The organism is Streptomyces sp. RKAG337 (assembly GCF_023701715.1).
Taxonomy (GTDB): domain Bacteria; phylum Actinomycetota; class Actinomycetes; order Streptomycetales; family Streptomycetaceae; genus Actinacidiphila.
Genome location: NZ_JAJOZA010000001.1, coordinates 4053500 through 4076444, shown reverse-complemented (window position 1 = coordinate 4076444; position 22945 = coordinate 4053500). Strand labels below are relative to the sequence as shown.

At 71.4% G+C, this 22945-nt stretch carries 24 protein-coding genes; 9 read left to right on the top strand and 15 right to left on the bottom strand.

Features of this window, described 5'->3' with window-relative positions; genetic code table 11:
- Window positions 1-11 precede the first annotated feature (11 nt).
- The gene (locus LNW73_RS18195) at window positions 12-515 is read left to right on the top strand and encodes an inorganic diphosphatase (RefSeq protein ID WP_138355876.1); all 504 of its coding nucleotides are present in this window, start codon (window positions 12-14) and stop codon (window positions 513-515) included.
- Between the two features lie 70 nt (window positions 516-585).
- Here LNW73_RS18195 and LNW73_RS18190 read toward each other — a convergent pair whose 3' ends face one another.
- A complete protein-coding gene (locus LNW73_RS18190) occupies window positions 586-2271 on the bottom strand; it encodes a threonine/serine ThrE exporter family protein (protein WP_250990627.1) in 1686 nt (561 codons plus the stop codon).
- 98 nt (window positions 2272-2369) lie between these two features.
- Complete coding sequence (locus tag LNW73_RS18185) at window positions 2370-3074, bottom strand: DedA family protein (protein ID WP_250976463.1); 705 nt, start codon at window positions 3072-3074, stop codon at window positions 2370-2372.
- A gap of 232 nt (window positions 3075-3306) precedes the next feature.
- Between LNW73_RS18185 and LNW73_RS18180 the strand changes: the two genes are divergently transcribed.
- Both LNW73_RS18180 and LNW73_RS18175 read left to right on the top strand, forming a co-directional pair.
- On the top strand, window positions 3307-4665 hold the full coding sequence (locus tag LNW73_RS18180) for an ABC transporter ATP-binding protein (RefSeq protein WP_250990626.1): 1359 nt from the start codon (window positions 3307-3309) through the stop codon (window positions 4663-4665).
- Window positions 4666-4728: 63 nt separating this feature from the next.
- Window positions 4729-5094, top strand: a complete 366-nt coding sequence (locus LNW73_RS18175) for a YbjQ family protein (protein WP_250976464.1) — start codon at window positions 4729-4731, stop codon at window positions 5092-5094.
- A gap of 25 nt (window positions 5095-5119) precedes the next feature.
- On the opposite strand, the gene LNW73_RS18170 is transcribed toward LNW73_RS18175, so the two are convergent.
- Window positions 5120-5878, bottom strand: coding sequence for a MerR family transcriptional regulator (locus LNW73_RS18170; RefSeq protein ID WP_250976465.1), 759 nt, complete (start codon window positions 5876-5878; stop codon window positions 5120-5122).
- A gap of 120 nt (window positions 5879-5998) precedes the next feature.
- Here LNW73_RS18170 and leuE point away from each other — a divergent pair, with 120 nt between their 5' ends.
- Window positions 5999-6667: a leucine efflux protein LeuE gene (leuE, locus tag LNW73_RS18165; RefSeq protein ID WP_250990625.1), complete on the top strand. Its 669-nt coding sequence runs from the start codon at window positions 5999-6001 to the stop codon at window positions 6665-6667.
- A 183-nt stretch (window positions 6668-6850) separates the two neighbouring features.
- Window positions 6851-8257 carry a glutamate decarboxylase gene (locus LNW73_RS18160; RefSeq protein WP_250990624.1) on the top strand — a complete coding sequence of 469 codons (1407 nt, stop codon included), beginning with the start codon at window positions 6851-6853 and terminating at the stop codon, window positions 8255-8257.
- A gap of 38 nt (window positions 8258-8295) precedes the next feature.
- On the opposite strand, the gene LNW73_RS18155 is transcribed toward LNW73_RS18160, so the two are convergent.
- The 3 genes from LNW73_RS18155 to LNW73_RS18145 all read right to left on the bottom strand — a co-directional run bounded on the left by LNW73_RS18155 (window position 8296) and on the right by LNW73_RS18145 (window position 12061).
- On the bottom strand, window positions 8296-9576 hold the full coding sequence (locus LNW73_RS18155; protein ID WP_250992955.1) for a sensor histidine kinase: 1281 nt from the start codon (window positions 9574-9576) through the stop codon (window positions 8296-8298).
- Between the two features lie 168 nt (window positions 9577-9744).
- A complete protein-coding gene (locus tag LNW73_RS18150) occupies window positions 9745-10833 on the bottom strand; it encodes an AI-2E family transporter (protein WP_250990623.1) in 1089 nt (362 codons plus the stop codon).
- 151 nt (window positions 10834-10984) lie between these two features.
- Entirely contained in the window at window positions 10985-12061 is a 1077-nt protein-coding gene (locus tag LNW73_RS18145) for a PP2C family protein-serine/threonine phosphatase (protein ID WP_250990622.1), read from the bottom strand.
- Window positions 12062-12309: 248 nt separating this feature from the next.
- Between LNW73_RS18145 and LNW73_RS18140 the strand changes: the two genes are divergently transcribed.
- Together LNW73_RS18140 and LNW73_RS18135 are read left to right on the top strand one after the other, a co-directional pair.
- Window positions 12310-12525, top strand: coding sequence for a dodecin (locus LNW73_RS18140; protein ID WP_138355860.1), 216 nt, complete (start codon window positions 12310-12312; stop codon window positions 12523-12525).
- Between the two features lie 257 nt (window positions 12526-12782).
- Window positions 12783-14039 (top strand): M23 family metallopeptidase, encoded by a 1257-nt coding sequence (locus LNW73_RS18135; protein ID WP_250990621.1) that lies wholly within the window; start codon window positions 12783-12785, stop codon window positions 14037-14039.
- A gap of 19 nt (window positions 14040-14058) precedes the next feature.
- Here LNW73_RS18135 and LNW73_RS18130 read toward each other — a convergent pair whose 3' ends face one another.
- The gene (locus tag LNW73_RS18130) at window positions 14059-15738 is read right to left on the bottom strand and encodes a SpoIIE family protein phosphatase (RefSeq protein ID WP_250976471.1); all 1680 of its coding nucleotides are present in this window, start codon (window positions 15736-15738) and stop codon (window positions 14059-14061) included.
- A gap of 238 nt (window positions 15739-15976) precedes the next feature.
- Here LNW73_RS18130 and LNW73_RS18125 point away from each other — a divergent pair, with 238 nt between their 5' ends.
- Both LNW73_RS18125 and LNW73_RS18120 read left to right on the top strand, forming a co-directional pair.
- Window positions 15977-16459 carry a DUF7144 family membrane protein gene (locus tag LNW73_RS18125; RefSeq protein ID WP_250990620.1) on the top strand — a complete coding sequence of 161 codons (483 nt, stop codon included), beginning with the start codon at window positions 15977-15979 and terminating at the stop codon, window positions 16457-16459.
- Window positions 16456-17484: a rod shape-determining protein gene (locus tag LNW73_RS18120; RefSeq protein ID WP_250976473.1), complete on the top strand. Its 1029-nt coding sequence runs from the start codon at window positions 16456-16458 to the stop codon at window positions 17482-17484. The genes LNW73_RS18125 and LNW73_RS18120 overlap by 4 nt, the downstream gene beginning before the upstream one ends.
- Before the next feature lie 93 nt (window positions 17485-17577).
- On the opposite strand, the gene LNW73_RS18115 is transcribed toward LNW73_RS18120, so the two are convergent.
- The 8 genes from LNW73_RS18115 to LNW73_RS18080 form a co-directional block, all read right to left on the bottom strand.
- Complete coding sequence (locus LNW73_RS18115) at window positions 17578-17787, bottom strand: hypothetical protein (RefSeq protein WP_250976474.1); 210 nt, start codon at window positions 17785-17787, stop codon at window positions 17578-17580.
- 40 nt (window positions 17788-17827) lie between these two features.
- Entirely contained in the window at window positions 17828-18094 is a 267-nt protein-coding gene (locus LNW73_RS18110) for a hypothetical protein (protein ID WP_250990619.1), read from the bottom strand.
- Window positions 18095-18158: 64 nt separating this feature from the next.
- Window positions 18159-19007: a helix-turn-helix domain-containing protein gene (locus LNW73_RS18105; RefSeq protein WP_250976475.1), complete on the bottom strand. Its 849-nt coding sequence runs from the start codon at window positions 19005-19007 to the stop codon at window positions 18159-18161.
- Between the two features lie 26 nt (window positions 19008-19033).
- A complete protein-coding gene (locus LNW73_RS18100; protein ID WP_250990618.1) occupies window positions 19034-19549 on the bottom strand; it encodes a DUF6879 family protein in 516 nt (171 codons plus the stop codon).
- Complete coding sequence (locus tag LNW73_RS18095; protein ID WP_250990617.1) at window positions 19521-19763, bottom strand: hypothetical protein; 243 nt, start codon at window positions 19761-19763, stop codon at window positions 19521-19523. The genes LNW73_RS18100 and LNW73_RS18095 overlap by 29 nt, the downstream gene beginning before the upstream one ends.
- A gap of 124 nt (window positions 19764-19887) precedes the next feature.
- Window positions 19888-21054, bottom strand: a complete 1167-nt coding sequence (locus tag LNW73_RS18090; RefSeq protein ID WP_250990616.1) for a PDR/VanB family oxidoreductase — start codon at window positions 21052-21054, stop codon at window positions 19888-19890.
- 27 nt (window positions 21055-21081) lie between these two features.
- Complete coding sequence (locus tag LNW73_RS18085) at window positions 21082-21957, bottom strand: metal-dependent hydrolase (RefSeq protein ID WP_250990615.1); 876 nt, start codon at window positions 21955-21957, stop codon at window positions 21082-21084.
- A complete protein-coding gene (locus LNW73_RS18080) occupies window positions 21954-22940 on the bottom strand; it encodes an alpha/beta fold hydrolase (protein ID WP_250990614.1) in 987 nt (328 codons plus the stop codon). The genes LNW73_RS18085 and LNW73_RS18080 overlap by 4 nt, the downstream gene beginning before the upstream one ends.
- Between the last annotated feature and the right edge of the window lie 5 nt (window positions 22941-22945).

The window sequence follows — 22945 nt, the reverse complement described above, 5'->3', positions numbered from 1 at the left end:
GGAGTAGGGCCTTGGAGTTCGACGTCACGATCGAGATCCCGAAGGGTTCCCGGAACAAGTACGAGGTGGACCACGAGACCGGTCGTATCCGCTTGGACCGCCGGCTCTTCACCTCGACCAGTTACCCGGCCGACTACGGCTTTGTCGAGAACACCCTCGGCGAGGACGGCGACCCGCTGGACGCGCTGGTCATCCTCGATGAGCCGACGTTCCCCGGCTGCCTCATCAAGTGCCGCGCCGTCGGCATGTTCCGTATGACCGACGAGGCGGGCGGCGACGACAAGCTGCTGTGCGTGCCGGCGTCCGACCCGCGTGTGGAGCACCTGCGTGACATCCATCACGTGTCGGAGTTCGACCGCCTGGAGATCCAGCACTTCTTCGAGGTCTACAAGGACCTGGAGCCCGGCAAGTCCGTCGAGGGCGCCAACTGGGTCGGCCGCATCGAGGCCGAGGCCGAGATCGAGGCGTCGTACAAGCGCCTGAAGGACTCGGGTCAGACCTTCCACAGCCACTGACACGCAGACCTGCCGGACGCCGGGCGGGCCCTTCACGGGCCGGCCCGGCGTTCGCGCGTTCCGCCGCCGCTCAGAAGCCCCTGGTGCGCTTGGCCGCGCGGCGCCGGGCCGGGTCGGCGGAGCCCGGGGTCTTGAGGAACATGCGGGCGATCTCCCCGCCGAGGTTCACACCGATGGCGACGGCGAGCGCGAGCGCCGCGGCCTTCGTCAGGGAGGCGAACCCCTCGGCCGTGTGGTTCTGGGTGAAGGCGAGCAGCCCGAAGTACGTCGCTGAGCCGGGCAGCAGCGGGCCGATCGCGGCCGTGACGTACGGCAGGACCGACGCGTACCGGTAGCGGGCCATCAGCTGGCCGAAGAGGCCGACCAGGCCCGCGGCGGCCGCGGTGGCGACGACCGGGTTGGCGCCGAGCTGCTGGTGGAGCACCCCGTAGACCGTCCAGGCGACACCGCCGTTGAGCATGGCGAGCAGCAGCACACCGCGCTCGCACTGCAGCAGCACCGCGAAGGCCAGGGTGAGGGACATCGCGGACAGCAGCTGCACCCAGGGGTGGTCGTAGGCGCGCAGCGCCTGCTCCGGGTCGAAGTCGGCGCCCAGCCGCACTCCCGCGTAGAGCACGATCGTCACGCCGAAGACGATGCCGACGACGAGGTACATGACCTCCAGCAGGCGGGCGGACGCGGTGATGTAGAACCCCGTCAGGCCGTCCTGGACACCGGCCACCAGGGCCCGTCCCGGCAGCAGCGTGAAGAGTCCACCGGTGATCACCGCGGACGCCTGGAGGTCGGTGGCGCCCGGCAGGTGGTCGGCGTAGAGGTTGACGACGATGCCCATCGCGGCGGCCGGCATCGCGGCGGCGGCGAACTGGTAGAACTCCGGCAGCCCGCGCCCGGCGCACAGCCAGGCCAGCCGGTCGCCGAGCATCGCGGCCAGCGCCGCCGCGAAGAAGATCAGCGGACCACCGCCGACCAGGATGCTCGCCGAGCCGGCCAGCAGCCCGGCGGCGCCGGTCAGCACCCAGCCGCTGTACGGGTGCCGGTTGCGGCGGATGGTGGCGAGCCGGCCGTAGGAGTCCTCCAGCGTCGCCTCGTGCGCGGTGATGTCGTCCACGAGCTGGAAGACGGCCGCCAGCCGTGTGTAGTCGGTGCCCCGGCGGCGCACGGTGCGGCTGGCGCTGACCGGCGGCTCGACGAGGGACGGCTGGTACGAGATGCCCAGCAGCGTGAACGTGACGGTGGGTTCCACGCGGGCCAGGCCGTAGGCGTGCGCGACGCCGAACATCGCCGCTTCGACGTCCTCCGCGCCCTCGCCGCCCGCGAGCAGCAGCTCGCCGATACGCAGGGTGAGGTCGAGCACGCGGGGCACCGGCGGGCCGGCCTCCGGCTTGTCCGCGGGCAGCTCGGGCACCGGACGCTCGGTGACGGGCATCCGGACCAGCTCGCGCATCCGGTCCTGCCAGGGGACGACGCCCTTGGTGAGCCGTATGACGGGGATCCCGTCGGGGGGCGTGAACGCGTTCCCCGCTCCGCTGCTGCCGGCGCCGTAGGCGGCGGAGGAGGCGGAGGAGGCGGAGGAGGCGGGCGCGGTGAAGGCGGACCCCTCCGCCTCGGGCCCGGCCGGCAGCTCCACCCCGGTCGGCGCGGCGAACTCCGAGGTCGTCGAACTGTCGGATTCCGGGGCAGGCGGCAGCGGTACGCCCACGGGCGGGGTGAACTCCGACCGCGATTCGTCCGAGTCCGGCTTCTCTTCGTCCGACACGTTGACCGACCACCTCCGGTGATCAGTGTGCAGGGCGCACGGCACCCACCGCGATTCCCACCCCCCTCACCGCACCGGCGGCGGACGCCGGCCCTCCGCTACTTGGCCCGGTGGCGGCCGCCCCGGCCGGCGGTGCCGACGGGCGGCGGAGGCAGGTCCGCGGGGGGCCGGGGGCCCTCCTTCTTCGACTTCGCGCGGGCCCGGAGGAACTCGATGGCGATGGGGACGACCGAGACGAGCACGATCGCGACCAGGATGAGCTCGATGTTCTTGTGGACGAACTCGATCTGGCCGAGCCAGTAGCCGAGGAGGGTGACGCCGCCGCCCCAGAGCGTTCCGCCGATGATGTTGTAGGTGACGAAGGTCCGGTAGTTCATGCGGCTGACGCCGGCGATGATCGGCGTGAACGTGCGGACGATCGGCACGAAGCGGGCCAGCACGATCGACTTCGGACCGTGCTTCTCGAAGAACTCGTGCGCCTTCTCGATGTTCTCCTGCTTGAAGAGCCGGGAGTCCGGCCGCCGGAAGAGCGAGGGCCCGACCTTGCGGCCGAAGAGGAAGCCGACCTGGTCACCGACGATGGCGGCGACGATGATCAGCACCGTCACCAGCCACAGCGGGGTCTTGAGGGTGCCGCCCGCGACCAGGAGTCCGGTCGTGAAGAGGAGCGAGTCCCCGGGCAGGAAGAATCCGATCAGCAGGCCCGACTCTGCGAAGACGATCAACAGCACGCCCCACAGGCCGAACGAGTTGATCAGGTGGTCGGGATCGAGCCAGCTGGGGCCCAGGGCGATGTTGGTCACCGTTTAAAAGTACCAACCGAATCGTTGCGCCCCCTGTGCGTGACGGCCGGCTCCCGTCCGTGCGGACTCCGTGACGGGTCGGTGAAAGATCCGCGACGTAGAGATCGCGCCAACGGTCTTGGCCGAAACGTTCCCCAACGCACGGGCGGTGCATTACGTTCTCCGCAACGCCACGCGTGCACCACTGGCAAGTCTCCTGTCGCAGCATCTGAACCTTCTGGCGGATCCTGTTATGACGCGCGCCATATCCCTGCACGATCTTTCGAAGACCTACCCCAAGCAGCCCGCCCCGGCGGTCGACCGGTTCTCCCTGGAGATCCCCCCCGGCGAGTTCCTGGTGCTGCTCGGTCCCTCCGGCTGTGGCAAGTCCACGGTGCTGCGCATGATCGCCGGGCTGGAGGACATCAGCTCCGGGGAGCTGCTGCTCGACGGCGAGTACGCGAACAACCTCGCGCCCGGCGACCGCCGGATGGCGATGGTCTTCCAGAACTTCGCGCTCTACCCGAGCATGACCAGCCGGCAGAACATCGGGTTCCCGCTGCGCTTCGAGATGCCCGGCGAGGACCAGAACCCGCGGGTCGAGGAGACCGCGCGGATCCTGGGCATCGAGGAGATCCTGGACCGCTACCCCGGGCAGCTGTCCGGCGGCGAGCGGCAGCGGGTCGCGATGGGCCGCGCCATCTCCCGGCACCCGTCGGTGTTCCTGATGGACGAGCCGCTGTCGAACCTGGACGCCAAGCTGCGCTCACATCTACGCGCCGAGATCGCCCGGCTGACCCGTGGAATGGGCGTCACCACCGTGTATGTGACGCACGATCAGGCGGAGGCCATGTCGCTCGGCGACCGCGTCGCGGTCATGCGCGGCGGGGTGCTGCAGCAGGTCGGAAGCCCGCGCGACACGTACCACCTGCCGGTGAACGTGTTCGTCGCCGCGTTCATCGGGACGCCGCGGATCAATCTGCTGCAGGCCACGGTGCTGGCGCCGCTGGGCGGCGGCATGTGGATCGACTTCGGGCGGCAGCGGCTGGGACTGCCGGAGCCGCTGAGCCTGGACCACCAGATGCTCCGCATCCAGCAGGGTCGCGACATCATCGTCGGACTGCGCTCCGAGGCGGTCCGGATCGCGGCGCCGAGCAGCGCGCACGCGGGCGAGGTGGTGCTCAGCGGCATCGTCGAGCACGTGGAGTACCAGGGGCACGAGTGCCTGGTGCATCTGAACACCGGCGCGAAGCCGGCGGTCGTGCCGGAGCTGGAGGCGCCCCGGCTGCCCGCCCAGCGCACCCGCTCCGCGGCCCGGCGGGCGGCCGCCGGGCCCGGCGGACTGGGGAAGCTGGCGCGCAAGGCCGCCGGACGGTTCCCCGGACTGCTCCAGGAACCGGACAGCGCGGGCTCGGTCAAGGTGCTGGACCCGCCGCCGGCCGACCGCGCGGAGCAGCCGACCGGCGACCTGGTGGTGCGTACCGGGCCCGACATCCGGGTCCGGCCCGGGGACCGGGTCCCGCTGCTGGTGGACCTGGCGCACCTCTACGTCTTCGACAACACCGGCCGCCGGATCTGCCCGGCGCCCGCGGAACAGCCACGACTGGAGTAGTGCGGCGTCGCGACTGGAGTAGTCCGGGGTGCGGCCGCCGCTTTCAGGGGTAACCGTTCCCTCATGGGTATCGATGATTTCGGCGGCGGACAGTCGGACCAGTCCGACGTCCTGGTGGTGACCACGAACGAAGCGCCCGGCTACCGGGTCGAGAAGGTGATCGGCGAGGTGTTCGGGCTGACCGTGCGCTCCCGGCACATCGGGAGCCAGATCGGCGCCGGGCTCAAGTCGATGATCGGCGGCGAACTGAAGGGTCTGACGAAGACCCTGGTGCAGACCCGCAACCAGGCGATGGAGCGGCTCGTCGAGCAGGCCCAGGCCCGCGGGGCGAACGCCGTGCTCATGATGCGCTTCGACGTGACCGAGGCGGCCGACGTGGGCACGGAGGTGTGCGCGTACGGCACCGCGGTGGTGCTGGTCCGCGTGTAGCCGCCGCTTTCGGTGGTGAACTCCGTCAGACGTTGCGGACGGCGTTCGCCAGGATCGCCTCACGGAGGTACCCGGCCAGGCCGGGGCGGACGGCGTCGTAGGTGGCGGTGAAGCGCGGGTCCGCGATGTACATCTCGGCGAGCCCGACGTGGATCTCGTAGGTGCAGTCGTAGTGGAACCGCCGGATCTGCTCGCGGTGCTCCTCGGCGAGGTCCATCGCCGGGGCGGAGTCCGGTGCCGCGCCGGAGTCCATCAGCGCGACGAACCGCCGGTTGAGATCGTCGCCCTCGTTCTTGATCCGCAGCCAGTCCTCCTTGGTGTACGAGGCGGCCCGGCGCTGCGACTCGGCGTACGCGTCGGTGTCGCCCCAACGACGCTCGACCTCCTCGGCGTACTGGTCGGGGTCGTGGTCCCCGAAGACCTCGAACCTCTCCTCGGGTGTGAGGTTGATGCCCATCTTCTTCGCCTCCATGGCTCGTTCGACGGCGGCCGCCATCTCCCGGAGTCTGTTGATCCGGTCGGACAGCAGCCGGTGCTGGCGGCGCAGATGCGCCGAGGGGTCGGCGGCCGGGTCGTCCAGCAGGGTGGCGACCTCGTCCAGGGGGAAGCCCAGCTCCCGGTAGAAGAGGATCTGCTGCAGCCGGTCGAGGTCGGCGTCGTCGTACCGCCGGTGGCCCGCGTGACTGCGGCCGCCCGGGGAGAGCAGCCCGATCTCGTCGTAGTGGTGCAGGGTCCGCACGGTGATGCCGGCGTAGCCCGCGACCTCTCCCACGGAGTAGCCCATCGCTTCCCCGCTCCTTTCCGCTGCTCTTCCTCTGCTCTGCCGCGCTTCCGCGCTGCCGCGCTTCCGGGGTCCACGGTGACGCCTCACGTCGCGTGAGGTGCAAGTGCCACACTTGTTCGCATGCTCGGGATAACTGATCTTTCTACGTACCTGGCGGGGCTGGCCCTGATCATCCTGCTGCCGGGGCCGAACTCGCTGTACGTGGTCTCGGTGGCGGCCCGGCTCGGGCCGCGCACCGGCTACCGGGCGGCGGCCGGGGTGCTGTGCGGCGACACCGTGCTGATGACGCTGTCCGCGGGCGGGGTGGCGTCGCTGCTGCAGGCCAGCCCGGTGGCGTTCACCGTGGTCAAGTTCGCCGGTGCGGGCTATCTGACCTGGCTCGCGGCGGGCATGCTGCGCGGCGCCGTGGCGCTGTGGCGCGGGCGGACCGAACGGAACGCGGCGGCCGGGGACGGGGAGGGCGGGCCCGCGAAGCAGGAGAAGGCGGAGCGGCCGTTCCGCAGGGCGCTGGTGGTCAGTCTGTTCAACCCGAAGGCGATCCTGTTCTTCGTCGCTTTCTTCGTGCAGTTCGTCGACCCGGGGTACGCGCACCCGGCGCTGTCGTTCCTCGCGCTCGGCGCCTGGGCCCAGCTGTTCAGCTTCACCTATCTGACGGTGCTCATCTTCAGCGGCACCTACCTGGCGGCGGCCTTCCGGCGGCGCCGGCGGCTGACGGCGGGGCTGTCGGCGGGCGCGGGGGCGCTCTTCCTGGGCTTCGCGGCGAAGCTGTCGCTGGCCAGCACGGTCTGACCGCGCGCGGGAGGGGCGCGGGTGACCTCTTCCTTGACCTCATTCCTGACAGGATTCCTGACAGGATTCCCGACAGGCGGGACGGCCACGGGCGCCGTATCGTCCCGTGGGGAACCCGTTGAGGAGGCACATCATGAGCACGCACGTGAACGCCGCCGTCGTCCGCCGCCCGGCCACCCTCTGATGGCGCTGCACAAGGGAGCCGGGGACTCCCGCCCGCTCGCGGTCAACCCGTTCTTCTACGGCGACGCCGACCCGATCGGCAGCATGCGCACCGCGCCGCCCAAGCACCGGCTGCCGGACGGGCCGATGTCGCCGCACACCGCGTACCAGCTGGTCCATGACGAGCTGATGCTCGACGGGAACTCCCGGCTCAACCTGGCGACGTTCGTCACCACGTGGATGGAACCGCAGGCCGACGTCCTGATGGTCGAGTGCCGCGACAAGAACATGATCGACAAGGACGAGTACCCGCGCACCGCCGAGCTGGAGCGGCGCTGCGTGACGATGCTCGCCGACCTCTGGAACGCGCCCGACCCCGAGCAGGTCATCGGCTGCTCGACGACCGGCTCCTCCGAGGCGTGCATGCTCGCCGGTATGGCCCTCAAGCGGCGCTGGGCGAACCGCAACGCGGACCGCTATCCGGCGACGGCCCGGCCGAACCTCATCATGGGCGCCAACGTGCAGGTGTGCTGGGAGAAGTTCTGCGCGTTCTGGGAGGTCGAGGCGCGGCTGGTGCCCGTGGAGGGCGACCGGCTGCACCTGGACGCCGAGTCGGCCGTGGCGCTGTGCGACGAGAACACGATCGGCGTAGTCGCCGTCCTCGGATCGACCTTCGACGGATCGTACGAACCGGTCGCGGAGATCTGCGCGGCCCTCGACGCGCTCAAGGAACGAACCGGCCTGGACGTACCGGTCCATGTGGACGGCGCGTCGGGCGCGATGGTCGCCCCCTTCATCGACGAGGACCTCGTCTGGGACTTCCGGCTCCCCCGCGTCGCCTCGATCAACACCTCGGGCCACAAGTACGGGCTGGTCTACCCCGGCGTCGGCTGGGCACTGTGGCGCGACCACGACGCCCTCCCCGAGGAGCTGGTCTTCAGCGTCAACTACCTCGGCGGCGACATGCCGACCTTCGCCCTCAACTTCTCCCGGCCGGGCGCGCAGGTCGTGGCGCAGTACTACACGTTCCTGCGGCTGGGCCGCGACGGCTACCGCGCCGTGCAGCAGACCAGCCGGGACGTGGCGATGTCCCTGGCCTCCCGCATCGAGGCGCTCGGCGACTTCAAGCTGATCACCAAAGGCGACGAGCTGCCGGTCTTCGCCTTCACCACCACCGACGAGATCAAGAACTACGACGTCTTCGACGTCTCCCGCCGACTCCGCGAAAGCGGCTGGCTCGTCCCCGCCTACACCTACCCGGCGGACCGCGAGGACCTCGCCGTCCTGCGCGTGGTCTGCCGCAACGGCTTCTCCGACGACCTCGCCGACCTCCTCATCGAGGAACTCTCCCGCCTCCTCCCCGAACTCCGCCAGCAGGACGGCCCCCTGGACCGCCCGGCAGGGGTTGCGACGGCGTTCCACCACTGAGGGCGGGGCGGGTGCGGGGGCGCCGCTCGGGCCGCGGGTCAGGGAGTTGAGACCCGGGCCGGGATGCGGATGTGCAGCAGGGTCGGGCCGCCCGGTGGGCTGGTGACGGCGAGGGTGCCGGCCACGACCGAGACGCGGTCGGCGAGGCCGGTGAGACCCGTGCCGCCCTGCTGCGCGGGGTTCGTCGCGGCATCGTTCGCTTCGCCTGCGCCGCCGCGTCCGTTGTCGTGGATCCGTACGTCGAGGTGGGTGCCGTCGTGGCCGCCGGTGACGGTGGCCCGGGTGGCGCCGCTGTGTTTGGCGACGTTGGCGAGGGCCTCGCAGACGGCGAAGTAGGCGGCGGCCTCGACGGCGTCGGGCAGTCGGCCCGGGAGGTCGAAGGAGACGTCGACGGGCACCGGGGAGCGGTCGGCGGCGTCGGCGACGGCGTCGGGCAGGCCGCGGTCGGTGAGGATCTGCGGATGGATGCCGTTGATGAGTTCGCGCAGCTCGGTGAGGACCTGGCCGGCCTCCCGGTGCGCCACTTCCAGTTGCTCGGCGAGCCGGCTGCCGGGCGGCGCGTCGAGGCGGGCCAGGCCGAGCGTCATGGAGAGCGCCACGAGACGCTGCTGCGCACCGTCGTGCAGATCGCGTTCGATGCGGCGCCGTTCGGCCTCGAAGGCGTCGACGAGCCGGACCCGCGAGTCGGTGAGTTCGCTGATCCGGCGCTGTGAGCTGTCGTCGCCCGGCACCAGCAGGAAACGGGCGAGCTCGGCCCGCACCCCGGCGAACGCCGTCAGCGGATAGGAGAAGGCGAGCAGCAGCACGGCCCCGAAGAGCGCGAGCGCCCAGGCGTTGCCGTACGAGTCGATGTGCAGCGTCTTGAGGACGTGCACCTCGCCCTCGGTGGCCAGCAGTGCGGGCGTGGCCAGCAGCGCGCCGGGAACGACGAGGGCGAACCCGACGACCAGCAGGTCGCACCAGCACAGGACGAAGGCGGTGAGGACGGTGTAGCCCAGCTCCCACCACGTGGCGCGCTCCCGGAACCGCAGCCGCGCCCAGGCGGCGAGGCCGGTGCGGTCCGGCGCCCGGTGCGGGCTGGGCGCGGGCCGGGGGTCGATCCAGCGCAGCCTGCGGCGTTCCAGCGCACCGAACGGCAGGCCCGCCAGGGCGAGCGCGGCCAGCAGCGGCAGCCCGACGAGGACGAGCGCGAGCGATCCGCCGACGGCCGTGCCGAGGACCAGGAGGGCACACGCGACGGCGCCGGCGAGTCCGCCGGTGAGGAGATACGCCGCGGACCGCCACGGCCGGGCGGACAGGACGAACGCGGGGCGGGCCATCGCCTGCCAGGTGCTCGGGAACGGGCCCGGGCCCGGGTTCCGGGTCGGGATCGGCTTCGGGGGCTGCGTGTTCAGGGGCTGCACCCGGCCACGGTAGGCGGCGGGGCGGGACGGGCGCGGTAGTGCCAGCCCTACTCCTGCCCCACTTTCCTGCCCTGATTTCCTGCCCTACTTCTCCGCGACCGCCGACTCGGGAGGGCCCGGCGGCCCAGATGACTCCGCCCGCCGCTCGGCCCGCAGTTCGGACAGCACGCCGACGGCGGCCGCCGCCACCGGTACGGCCAGCAGGGTGCCGAGCAGTCCGCCGGCCGCGGCGCCCGCCGTGACGGCGAGCATCACGGCGGCCGGGTGCAGCCGGACCGTACGGCTCTGGACCACGGGCTGCAGCACCGCGCCCTCGATCGTCTGCACGGCGAGGATCACCCCGAGCGTCCACAGCGCGGTCCCCAGCCCCTGGTCGGCGAAGGCGACGAGCACCGCGACCGTGCCGGACAGGAAGGCACCCACGTAGGGGACGTACGCGCCGACGAAGACCAGCACGGCGAGCCCCGGGGCGCCGGGCACGCGCAGGGCGGCGAGCCCGATCAGGATGAACGCCGCGTCGATCGCGGCGATGATCGTGGTACCCCGCATGTAGCCGGACAGCGCGGCGAACGCGCGCCGCCCGATCCACAGCAGCCGTTCCCCGGCCGGACCCGGCAGCGCCGCCCGGACCGCGCCCGGCAACCGGTCGCCGTCGCGCAGCAGGAAGAACAGCATCGCGAGCATCAGCACGAGCCCCATGAGCAGTTGCGCCGCCAGACCCAGCCCGCTGACGAAGCCCTTGGCCACCGCACCGCCCAACTGCGCGCCGAGGCCGTTCAGTCCCTGCGCGGCGCTGTTCATCGTGTCGCCGGCCGAGCCGAGATCGTCGGCGAGCCGCTCACCCGCCTCGGCGAGCGAGGCGGAGAGCTGGGCGGCGTTGGTCACCAGGGTGTGGACCATCACCCACCCGGCGAAGACGACGACCGCGATCAGGACCACACAGGTCAGCGCCGCCGCCGCGGCCCGGGGCACCCCGCGCCCCACGAGCCGCCGGGCGAGCGGCCCGAGCAGCGCGGCGCCCAGCAGCGCGAGGAGTACGGGGACGATGGCCGCGCGCAGCTCGACGCACAGCCACACCCCGAGCGCGACGACGGCGGCTCCCAGCAGGATCGCCGCGCACCACTGCGCCATGCGCAGGACCGGGGCCGGAAACGCCTCGCGCTGGTCGTCCATACGGAGATCTTCACGCCGTTCATCCATACGTCGCATGTTGTGGCGCACCTGGCCCAACCTCACCGGCCGGCCCACTGAGCACCGGCCCGGACCACCGAGCACCGGCCCGGACCACCGAGGACCGGCCCACCCGGCCCACCACCGGCCGGGGTCAGTGGTAGGTGACGGCCAGTACGGCCATGTCGTCCGTTCCGCGGCCGCCGGACCACGCCTCGACGTCGCACACCAGCGCGTCGATCACCGCCCGCGGACCCTCGAACGGCCCGCGGCCGGCGAGTCGTACGACGGGGTCGTAGAACACCCCGGCCTTGTCGCGGGCCTCCGTCACCCCGTCGGTGACCAGCAGCAAGGTGCCGCCGGGCGGCAGCCGGTGGGTGTCAGGCGCCGACCGGGAGCCGTTGAGCGCGCCCATGCCGAGCGGCAGATCCGGCTCGGCGGCGTCCAGGGCCAGGATCGTGCCGCCGACCAGCAGATACGGGGCGGGGTGGCCGCGGTTCAGCAGCCGCAGGGTGCGGCAGTCCGCGGAGAACTCGGCGAGCAGCGCCGTCGTGAAGCCCTCCGTCTGGTCCTCACCCGACCGGCGGATCCCCTCGCGGGTCAGGGAGTGCTCCAGCCGTCCGGCCAACTCCGGGAGGTCGGCCGCCCACTCGGCGGCCTCCCGGAAGGCGCCGAGCAGCACCGACACCGCACCGACCGCGCCCAGCCCCTTGCCGCGCACATCGCCGATCAGCAGCCGGGTGCCGAACGGGGTGTCCTCGACGGCGTAGACGTCGCCGCCGATCCGCGCCTCGCTCTGCGCGGCGCGGTAGGTGACCGCGATGTCCAGCGGACCCATCCGCTCGGGCGGGGTGGGCAGGATGGCGCGCTGGGCGGCCTCCGCCACCGTCCGCACGGTGGCCAGGCTCCGGCCGTAGCGGGCGATCAGCCGGTTCACGCCGAGGCCGATGAGGCCCGCGAGGAAGACGTTGGCGATCTCGGCGGCGCCCAGGACGTGGCCGAAGGACCCGTGCCACACCGTCAGCCCGATCATCGCCGCGAGGGCGGCGGCGGAGAGCAGCAGCGTGGAGCGGAACGAGAGCGTCGCCCCGGCAGCTACGCAGGCCACGGCGAGCAGCGGTCCGCCGTGGTAGTCGACGGGGGTGAGGAGGTCGAAGCAGACGCCGATGAGGACGACGACCAGCGGGACGAAGCGGACGGGGACGGGCCAGCGGCCGGAAAGGCGGTCCACGCGCTTCCTCCGTCATCGCTCGCACGTCATCGTTCACGGGCCATGGCTCACGGGCCATGGCTCACCGGCCATGGTTCACCGCCATGACGCCCGCGCATCCACCGGAACACGGTCGAGTACATGATCTTATGTCCGGTTTTGCGGGAATGCGGAGTGGCGGCCCTTCGGGCACCGTGGACGCAAGGACGGAACGCACACGCCACCCCACACCGCCCTACACCGCCCTCTCACTACGCCGGGAGAACGCCATGACCGACCGTACGTACCGCGTGACCGAGATCGTGGGCACCTCGCACGAAGGCATCGACGCCGCGATCCGCAACGGGATCCACCGGGCGTCGCAGACGCTCCGCGCCCTCGACTGGTTCGAGATCACCCAGGTGCGCGGCCACATCGTCGACGGCGAGATCGAGCACTACCAGGTGGGGCTGAAGGTCGGATTCCGGCTGGAGGACTCCGAATAGCGCAGCGTTGAGCGAGGCAGGAGCGCGCGCGGACGGGAACGGGAAGGACGACAGGGCCGTGACCGCCACCGGGAGACCGTCCCGGGATCCGGCGACGGTCACGGAGACAACAGTTTGTCTGCCTTGACCACGGAAAGTGACCATCCTCGGTGACGCGTTGTGACGCGCCTTCGCGGTACCGGCCGAACGGCGGAGAGCGGGCGGCCCGCGGCGTGTCCCGCGGGCACGGGCGGCGGTCGTGACGCGATGATCCTCCGATGCCAGGAACCGCGTCCGTCCGCGGGTCGGCCGTCAGGTCGCTCGCCGTCCTGCTCTGCGCCGGACTGCTGACGGTCCTGCCGGTCCTGCCGGATCCCGCCCACGGTTCGCTCGGTGCGCAGCCGGCCCGCGCGGACGACCGGCTCGGGGACGTGTCCGCCGAGGTGGACACCATGTACCGGCAGGCCGCCGACGCCACCACCGCGTACGACAAGGCCCGGCGGGCCGCGGACAGGCAGCGGGCCACGGCCGTCCGGCTGCGGCGGTCGGTGACGCTCGGTCAGCGGAAGATGGACGGACTGCACGAGAGCATCGGCCTGCTGGCCCGGCTGCAGTACCGCTCCGGAGGGCTGCCGGCCGCCGCCGCGCTGATGCTGTCCGATTCCCCCGAGGACCTGCTCGACCAGATGGGCCGGCTCCGCAAGAGCGACGAGGCCGTGACGGCGCTGCTCAGCACCGTGGCGACGACGACCGCACAGCTGCGACGGGACAGGACGGCGGCCGACCGGGCGCTCGGGGAGCTGGACGAGCAGACCGCGCGTGAGGCCGGGCTGCAGAAGGAGATCACGGCCAGGCTCGGGCGGGCCCGCGAACTGCTGCGCCGGCTGGAGGCCGCCAGATCCGCCCGGTTGGCCTCCCCGCAGGAGTGCGCGCACGCCATCCCCGAGGAGATGCCCGCGCCCGGCACCGCCATCCGGGTGCGCGCCCCCTGGATCGCGCCCGTCGACCGCTACACCCTGTCCGCCGGCTTCGACGCGCCCGGCGACCACTGGGCGAACCGCCACACCGGCCAGGACTTCGCCGTGCCGGAGGGCACTCCGGTGCGTGCGGTCGGGGCCGGAACGGTGGTCCGGACGACGTGCGGCGACGGGTTCGGCAACCAGATCGTCGTGCGGCACGGCAACGGGTACTTCTCGCAGTACGCGCATCTGTCGCTGATGCAGGTCAAGGTCGGCGAGCGGGTTCCGACGGGCCGGCAGATCGCGCTGTCGGGCAGCACCGGCAACTCCACCGGTCCGCATCTGCACTTCGAGGTGCGGGTGACGCCCGAGCTGGGGTCGGGGGTGGACCCCGTGCCGTGGCTGCGTGAGCACGGCGTGCGCCTCCAGCCCGTGGCAGGCCCGTCCACGGCTCCCGCCGTCACCCAGCTGCCCACGGCCCCGGCCATCGCCCTCGCACCGCCGGCCCCCGCCGTGCCCAGCCCGTCCACGTCCCCAACCGTCTCCGCGGTCCCCACGACCCCCGCTGCTCACTGAACCACCGCGGCCACCGGGACTACTGCGCGACCACCCGGGCCACCAGCACCGCCACGTCGTCCTCCATGGTCGTCTCGACGAGCCGCTCCAGCACCTGGTCGAGGAGCTCCTCCAGGCTGCCGTCCGGGGCCAGCCGCAGCGCCGCGAGCCGGGCCAGGGACACGTCGATGTCCTCGCCCCGGCGCTCGACGAGGCCGTCGGTGTAGAGCAGCAGGACGGAGCCGGGGCTGCAGCGGCCCCTGGCCAGCGTGTATCCGCCGAACCCGGTGCCCAGCGGCGGGCCGGTGGGGACGCGGATCAGCCCGGCGCTGCCGTCCGGGCCGAGGACGGCGGGCGGCAGATGGCCGGCGCTGGAGTACCAGGCGAAGCCGCGCGGTGGATCCACCAGGACGAGCATGCAGGTGGCGGGACGGCCCGACTCGGTCGCGGCGATGAGGGCGTCGAGCCGCTCCAGGATGCGGTTCGGGGGCTCGTCATCGGCGGCGACGACCCGCAGCATCGCCCGGTAGTGGCTCATGTCGACGGCCGCCTCCACGCCGTGCCCCATGACGTCGCCCATCGCCAGCAGCGTTCTGCCGTCCGGCAGTTGGACCGCGTCGAACCAGTCGCCGCCGACCAGCGCGCTGCTGCCGGCCGGCAGATAGCGGGACGCCACCTCGAGGTTCGGGTGCGGGCTGCTGGGCTCCGCCAGCAGGGCGCTCTGCAGCCCCAGCGCGATGTCGTGCTCCCGGGTGAAGCGGCGGGCGTTGTCGAGGCTGATGGCCGCCCGGCGGGCCAGGTCCTGGGCGACGACGACGTCCTCGGCGGTGAAGCCCGGCGAGTCCCCGGACCGCACCAGGGTCACGGTGCCGATCGGCTGACCGCGCGCGGCCAGCGGTACGACGAGGGCGGAGTGGATGCCCGCCGCCCGGTACGCGGCGACGCGTTCGGTGTTGGGCGCCGCCCGGACGAGTTCCTCGTCGGACAGCAGGTTCTGCATCAGCGGCTTGCCGGTCTCCAGGCAGCGCGGGATGGCGGAGCCGGCCTGGTAGTCCACGTACTCCCCGGGCACGCCGAACACCTGCACGCGCTCCCGCAGCCTCGGCACGGACGACAGCGCGGTCCTGCGCATCCGCAGCGACCCGGGCGCCGGGCGGCCGCCGCCCTCCCCCTGCATGACCGGCAGCACCTCGACGGACGCGACGTCGGCGAGCAGCGGCACCAGGAAGTCGGCGAGCTCCCCGCAGGTGGCGTCCATTTCGAGCGTCGTGCCGATCCGGGTGGCGGCGGCGTCCAGAAGGGTGAGCCGTTCGCGGGCCTGCTCCAGATCGCGCTGCTGCTGCCGCGAGGCGGTCACCTCCAGCACGATCCCGACGATGCCGACCACCGCGCCCTCCGCCACCAGCCGGTGGTACGCGCCGTGCCAGTACCGCCGCTCCAGCCCGGACGGTGCCTGGGTGTGCCCGCTGGACGTCACCTCGCGCGGCACCCCGTCGGCGAGTACGGCGCGCAGCACGTCCTCGCGGCCGTCGATGCCGGGCAGTACCTCGGCGATGGTCCGGCCGAGGTGCGCCTCGGCAGGCACGCCGTTGATCCTGGCCAGCGCCGGATTGACGTACACGTAGCGCATACGGGGGTCGAGGATGCCCACGCCGGCCGAGGTGCCCTCCAGGATTCCCCGCAGGATGACGTTCGAGTCCGCGTCGGCGTCAGGGTGCACGCGTCCGCCTCCCTCGCCGTCAGTCCGTCACCGCAGGCGGGACCGTCCAGCCACCATCCATCGTGGGCCGACGGGCCGCAATGCGCATCTGTTCGCGGCCCGGACCGGCCCGCACCCCCCGGACGGCCCATCTCCGGTGGCGGGACCGTTCCGGGCAGCTGATCCTTTTGTCTTTAAGGCGGGAGTTTCATGCGCAATGCTCCCGTCGCGCTCGTCGTCGCGATCTCGGGAGCCCGTTGTGAGCCAGGATTCACCCACCGCGTCCACACCGCCACCCACACCGCAGGGCGGTGCCTGGGGCGGCAGCCGCCCACCGGCCGACTCCTCCACCAACGGGTTGGCCGCCGGGGGCACCGTCTTCGCCGGCATCATGCTCTTCGTCTCCGGCGTGCTGGCGATCCTCCAGGGCATCGTCGCCATCGCCAAGGACGACGTGTACCTCAGCACCCCGGCCTACGCCTTCCGCTTCAACCTGTCGTCCTGGGGCTGGATCCACCTCATCCTCGGCGTCATCGCGGTCGTCGTCGGCTACGGCGTGCTCACGGGCTCCGCGTGGGGGCGGGTCACCGGTATCGCCCTGGCCTCGCTGAGCATCTTCGCGAACTTCATGTTCCTGCCCTACCAGCCCATCTGGGCGATCACGCTCATCGCGATCGACGTCTTCGTCATCTGGGCCCTCGCCAGCTACCGCCCCACGGACGACGCGGAGGCGCTGCTGTGAACCCGACCCTCGACCAACTCCGCCGCTGCTCGGTCGCCTTCGACATCGGGGCCGCCAGGACCCGCGTCTACCTGCGGAACACCGGCCTGGTCGTCGACGAACCCAGCGTGGTCGCCGTCGACATCAGGACCGGCTCGCTGATCGCGGTCGGCGCCCGCGCCGAGCAGATGGCCGGGCGCACCCCGGAGCACATCCGCGTGGTGCGGCCGGTGTCGAACGGCACCATCGTCGACATCGCCATGGCGCAGCGGATGCTGAAGCACCTCCTCGGTGACAAGCTGCGCAAGTCCTGGCGCCGCGCGCAGATGGTGCGTGCCGCCGTCTGCATGCCGAACGGCAGCGACCCGCTCGCGCAGCGCGCGGCGACCGAGACGCTCTTCGGGCTCGGCGCCCGCAGGGTCGAACTCGTCGACACGCTGATCTCCGCGGCGGTCGGCTGCGGGATGCCCGTCGAGCATCCCGAGGCCACCATGATCGTGGTGTGCGGGGCCGGCACCACCCAGATCGCCGTCCTGTCGCTCGGTTCGATCGTCGCGGCGGAGACCGTGCCGGTGGGCGGCGACGCCATCGACCACGCGGTCGTGCAGCACCTGCGCAGCCAGCACGAGCTGATGCTCCCGAGCCAGTCCGTGCGGCCGCTGCACCACGTGCTCGGCACCGTCGGCCCGACCCTCGACAGCACCGAGGTCTACGGCCGCGACGTCGTCAGCGGCCTCGCCCGCACCGTCCTGGTCGAGACCGACGGCGTCCGGCACGCGATGCGCACCCCGCTCACCGCGGTCCTCGACGCCATCGGCACCGTCCTGCGCCGCTGCCCCCCCGACCTGGTCGCCGACCTCGCCGACCGCGGCATCATGCTCGCCGGCGGCAGCGCCCTGATGCCCGGCCTCGACGCCATGCTCCGCCACGCCACCGGCATCCCCGTCACCATCGCCGAACGCCCCGACGTCTGCGCGGTCCAGGGCCTCGGCGCCATGATCGAGGGCCGCGTCCGCCCAATGGCACTGGCACCGCTGAGCGCGTGAGCACTGGCCGGCTGCCTGCCCCACGTCCGGGGTGGGCGGTCCGGCCCGCAGCCGCAGTCGGATCAGGCGACCGGAGCCTCAGCCACCGGAGCCTCAGCGTTCGGGCGGAAGCGGAGCAGGATGCCGGCGGCCCATCTTCGGCCGCTCCCGCCACACCTGGTAGCAACCCTGCAGATACGCGGTAGCGACCGCATCGGTCATGAACACCAGCACCCGGCACACGCCATCGGCGTCGGGCAGCGCGCAGACGTCTCGCATGACCCGGTCGACGATCACGTACCGGCGGCGCGTGGCAGACCACATCGTGATGTAGCGATCCCTGGCCGGAGCCGGGGGCAGCGCGCTAACGCCCGGCTGTGTGGCCCACATGGTCACCGGCCCCCGTCCCGCTCGGAGCCCGTCGGCTTGCCCGGTGTTCCTCCGTCGCCGTCACACGGTGCGTCTCGTCATCGGTCGCCGGACGCAGACGGTTCGTGTTCACGGTTGCTTCGTAGCGCTCGAACCGCACGCGCAGAAGTCCGCCGCCCAGATCTCTGACCACCACACCGGGCCCGAGATCCCCGGCCTCATCGGTCACGTACTCGCCCTTGCAGAAGTTCGCCGCTGCCATGAACACCACGCTAGGAAAAGCGGTTCATCGCCCTCTACGTCCTTGCAGCGACTTGCACCTCAGTTCACTTGAGAGCGTCGATCGCCGCAGTGATGAGCGATCTTGCGGCAGCCCCATGTACGGCGATCGCGGTCAGCTCGCCGAACCCGTCGACGTATTGCGATACCTCTCCTGGCTCGGTGACGGTCACGGCGGCCGACAGCAGCTCGATGTGCACCCGCCGGTCGTCGAACACCGAGAACGTCTCCAGCGGCCAGATGTCCCGCTTGGCCGTGAAGGGAATCACGCCCAGAGAGACAGCCGGCAGTGCCATCACCGCTATGAGATGCCCGAGTTGACCCGCCATCACCTCCGGGTCACCGACCCGATACCGCAACACCGATTCTTCGACCAGAACGGCGAACCGGTGGTTGCCCTCCCGGATGACATGAGACCGTGCCATCCGCGCCGCTACGGCATCAGCCACGTCGTTCGGGGTCTTGCGAAACGCGACGATGGACGACAGCAGCGCGGTCGCGTACTCCGGAGTCTGAAACAGTCCCGGCACGACGTTCGAACAGTAGACACGGAAATGCTGAGTCTCCTCGTACAACGGAATGCTTGCCGCATGGGCCCGACTCAAACCGGTACGTTGAACCCGCCGCCATTGCACGTACATCGAGTCGGCCGTACGATTCGCGGCAATCAGATCGGCCGACTGATTCTCGGCGTCGCAGACCCGACACCAAGCACGAATATCAGCATCGGATGGCGGAGTTTTTGAATTCTCAATCCGCGACGACTTCGACTCACTCCAGCCGGCTCGGGCTGCCAGTTCCCGCCCCGTGATCCCGGCATCCAGGCGGATCTCACGCAGGCGGGCCGCGAGGGCTTCACGGGCGGCGCGGACGCTGGAGGAGGGGGACGGTGACATGATCCGGTATCTGCCTGAAGCTTTCTCTAGACGGCGAACTCTGCGTGCGGAACTGCCCGCGCCCAGATTTCCTCGAATGCGGACGCGCTCAGGTCCACCACGCTCGGATCCTCAACCAGCTCGTCTTCCACCACGGCACCGTCTCCGGAGAAGTGATGAACCCGCAGGAGTTTTCCGTCGAATGCCCAGAAATCGTTTCCGGGCAGAAGTAGATCCCTGGTCTTCCGGCGCGGAAGCCAACGCACCTGCTCGCCTGCCGCAACGTTGGCAGTCGTTGCGTAGTGCTCCCATCGGATGTATTCGGAAACAGGTTCCGAAACGATCCGAGCCCGACGGATCTCAACACCTCGTGCCACCGCATCGGAGATCGTCGTATGGAAAGGCTGCCACCAGGTTGCGCGATCCTCCCAGTCGGTCCGGTGCCCCGCCCGCCAGGCCGCAAAGCGCTCGTTGTCGCCGTAGACGTCACGCATCTCCAGATGAACAGCCGACCGCCCACAAGCGGCCAGCAGATCAGCGAAGGGCGGAACGTTCTGCGTCATCGCATGCCTTTCTCAGCAATGGCACCATGCGCGCCGGAATGCGAATCACCGCTTCGTAGTCGGGCAGCGAACCGGTCTCCTGGCACTTCGATTCGGTCGCGTCGTCGGCCTTCCAACCCTGGAGTACCAAGTCGCCCCCCTCTGCGTCCACCCACACAGTGGGGCAGTGGTCGGTGTCGGTCTCAGGGTCCATGCCGATGAACTGAAGATCCATGTCGGCCTCCCGCGCGTGGTGGGTTGCTTCAGCTTGCATCACCATCACTTCCAACGCCGACGCTCGTCAAGGAGGCCTCGCTGCACCGATGTTGGAGCGGAGCAGGCAAGCAGGTGAGCCCGTGCTACACGTCGAGCGTGATCCTGCCGCCCTCAGACGCCGCCCTCGATACGCAGATCAGCATGTTCGTGTCCGTGCGGCGGGCTGTCGGGCTGCCGGCGTGGGCGACTTCGCCGATGAGGACCGGGAGGCGGCAGGTGCCGCAGAAGCCCTGGCGGCAGGAGTAGCCGGTTTCGGGGCGCTGTTCGGTGAGGACGGAGAGGGCGGAGCGGTCGGCGGGGACCGGGAGGACCGGGCCGTCGGGGCCGAGTTGGAGCTCGAAGGGGGTGCCGTCGACGACCGGGGCCGCCGCGAAGCGCTCGAAGTGGAGGCCGCCGGCGCCGGTCGCGGGGAAGGCGTCGCGCACGGCGGTGATGAGGGGCGGGGGTCCGCAGAAGTAGACGGAGGTGCCGGGGCCCGCTCCGGACAGCAGCTGTTCGGGGGTGGGGATGCCGTCCGTGTCGTCGGTGCGGACGGTCACCCGGCCGGAGGCGCCGGCGATGGCGTCCAGCTCGTCGATCTCGTCGATCTCGTCGAGGAACGGCAGGGTCGCGCGGCTGCGGCCGGTGTAGACGAGCCGCCAGTCGGCGCCCGCCGCGGCGGCGGCGCGGACCATGGGGAGGATCGGGGTGATGCCGATGCCGCCCGCGATGAACAGGCAGGCGCCGCCCGGCGCGTAGGCGAAGGCGTTGCGCGGGCCATGGGCGCGCAGTTCCGTGCCGGGGGTCAGCGTCTCGTGGATCTCGCGGGAGCCGCCCTCCCCGTTCGCGAGGCGCCGTACGGCGATCCGGTACGTGGTCCGGTCGGCGGGGTCGCCGCAGAGGGAGTACTGGCGGCGGCGTCCCGACGGCAGGTCGAGGTCCAGGTGCGAGCCCGGGTGCCAGCCCGGCAGCGGGCCGCCGTCGGCCGCCGCGAAGCGCAGGCTGACGACGTCCTCGGCCTCCTGCCGCACCTCGGTGACGACGAGCCGCAGCGAGCGGTCGACCGGGCGCGGCTCGCGGCGCTTGCGGCGGGCGCTCTGCCACAGCAGGAAAGGCGTGACGCGCGCCAGCAGGGCGAGGACCGGGTCCGGGCGCGGGTCGGTGGCGCTGCGCGGTGGCGGCGTCCACGCGTCGTACTCGGTCCTGGTCCCGGGCTCTTCTGTCCCGGCCTCGGTCCCGGCCTCGGTCCCGGTCTCTGTCTCGGTGCTCACGTTCGGTCCTTCGACGAGTGGAACAGGTCAGCGGTGGGCGGCGCGCGCGGCGGGCGAGGCGGCGAGATAGGCGACGGCCTGGGTCGTCGAGCCGTACTGCGAGGGGTGGTAGCCGGGCCGCAGATAGCCGAAGTACAGCCGCACCAGGCTCTTCGGGCTCGGCAGCACGCCCTTGCGCGAGGCCCGGAACCAGTCGCGGAAGCGCGGCTTGTCGCGGCCCGCGATGCGCTCGGGGTCGGCGGCCATCAGGTAGCGCAGGCCCCGGACCCACCAGTAGACGAGGACGGGGAAGGCGACGACATGGGCGCGCACCCGGTTGCGGTAGCGGCCGTCGAGATGCGTGAACAGGTCGTAGGCGACCGCGCGGTGCTCGACCTCCTCCGCGCCGTGCCAGCGGTACAGGTCGAGGATCGCGGGGTTGTGGTCGGTGCGGTCGATCGCGTCGGCGTTGAGGATCCAGTCACCGAGGTACGCGGTGACGTGCTCGATCGCCGCGATGATCGCGATCCGGTCGATGATCCAGCCCTGCGCCTTCTTCCCGGTCAGCTCCCGGTCGCCGAGCATCTTGCTGAAGAACCAGCGCAGTTGATCGGTGTAGGGCGAGGTGTCGAAGCCGACGTTCTTGAAGTGCGTGAGGACGGTCTGGTGCGAGGCGGAGTGCGTCGCCTCCTGACCGATGAACCCGATGACGTCCTCGCGCAGCCGGTCGTCCTTGATCATCGGGACGGCCTGCTGGAAGACGGTGATGAACCAGTCCTCGCCCTCCGGCAGCAGGATGTTCAGCACGTTCGCGAAGTGCGTGGTGAACGGGTCGCCGTCGATGTAGTGCATCGGCAGGCCCGTCCAGTCCCACTGGACGTCGCGGGGGGTGAGAACCAGGTTGTCCGGTTCGGTCGCGGTCATTCCTGCCCTGCCTTCCGTGCGGCGGTCCGCTCGGGCGTCGTCGCGCCCGGCGTCCGGTCGATGCCGTCGATGCCGTCGATGCTGTCGACCCCGTGCATCTCGTCGATCGCGTCGATCCCGTCGATGAGCCGTGCCGTGAACTCCGCGACCAGATCGGGGCGGAACGCGGGCAGCCAGTGCCCGCCGTCCACGATGTGGATCTCGGTGTCCGGCGCCCAGTCGGTGATCTCGGTCTGCCATGGGACGAGCACGAACATGTCCCGCCGCGGCGCGAGGACCTGCGCGGGCAGCCCGGCATGGCGGGTCCGGGGCCGGAGGGTGCGCGGCAGCACGTTGGCCCGGTAGAGCTTCAGTCCCGCCCGGTTACGGGACGCCAGTCCCAGGCCGTAGCCGGCCGGCGCCTCACCCGTCTCCAGCCGCCGGGCGGCCTTGGTCACCGCGTCGAGCAGCCCCGCGCGGCAGGCGAGTTCCGCGACGCCGGGCAGATGGAAGAAGCCCACGTATCCGGAGGCGAGCGACTGCCGGGTGAAGTGCCACAGCCTGCGCGGGCTGGGGCGCAACTGCGCCCGGAACCAGCGGCCGGTGTGGTCCAGGTCCGGGCCGGAGATCGAGGTCAGCGACGCGAAGCGGTGGGCGGTCGCCGGCACGGTCACGGTGTGCCAGCTCTGCACGGAGCCCCAGTCGTGCGCCAGGACGTGCACGGGCGCGTCCGGGCTGACGGCGTCGGCGACGGCGGTCAGGTCGGCGGCGAGCTGCGGGAGCCGGTAGTCCTGGTTCCGGCGCGGTACGCCGGAGGCGCCGGAGCCGCGCACGTCGTACGTCACGACGTGGAAGCGGTCCGCGAGGCGCCGCACCACGCCGTCCCAGACACCGTGGTCGTCGGGGAAGCCGTGCACGCACACGACCGTCGGTGCGGTCGGTTCGCCGTGTTCGTAGACGGCCAGCCGGACGCCGTCCGAGGCCGTGACCCATCGCTGCGACATGGCGG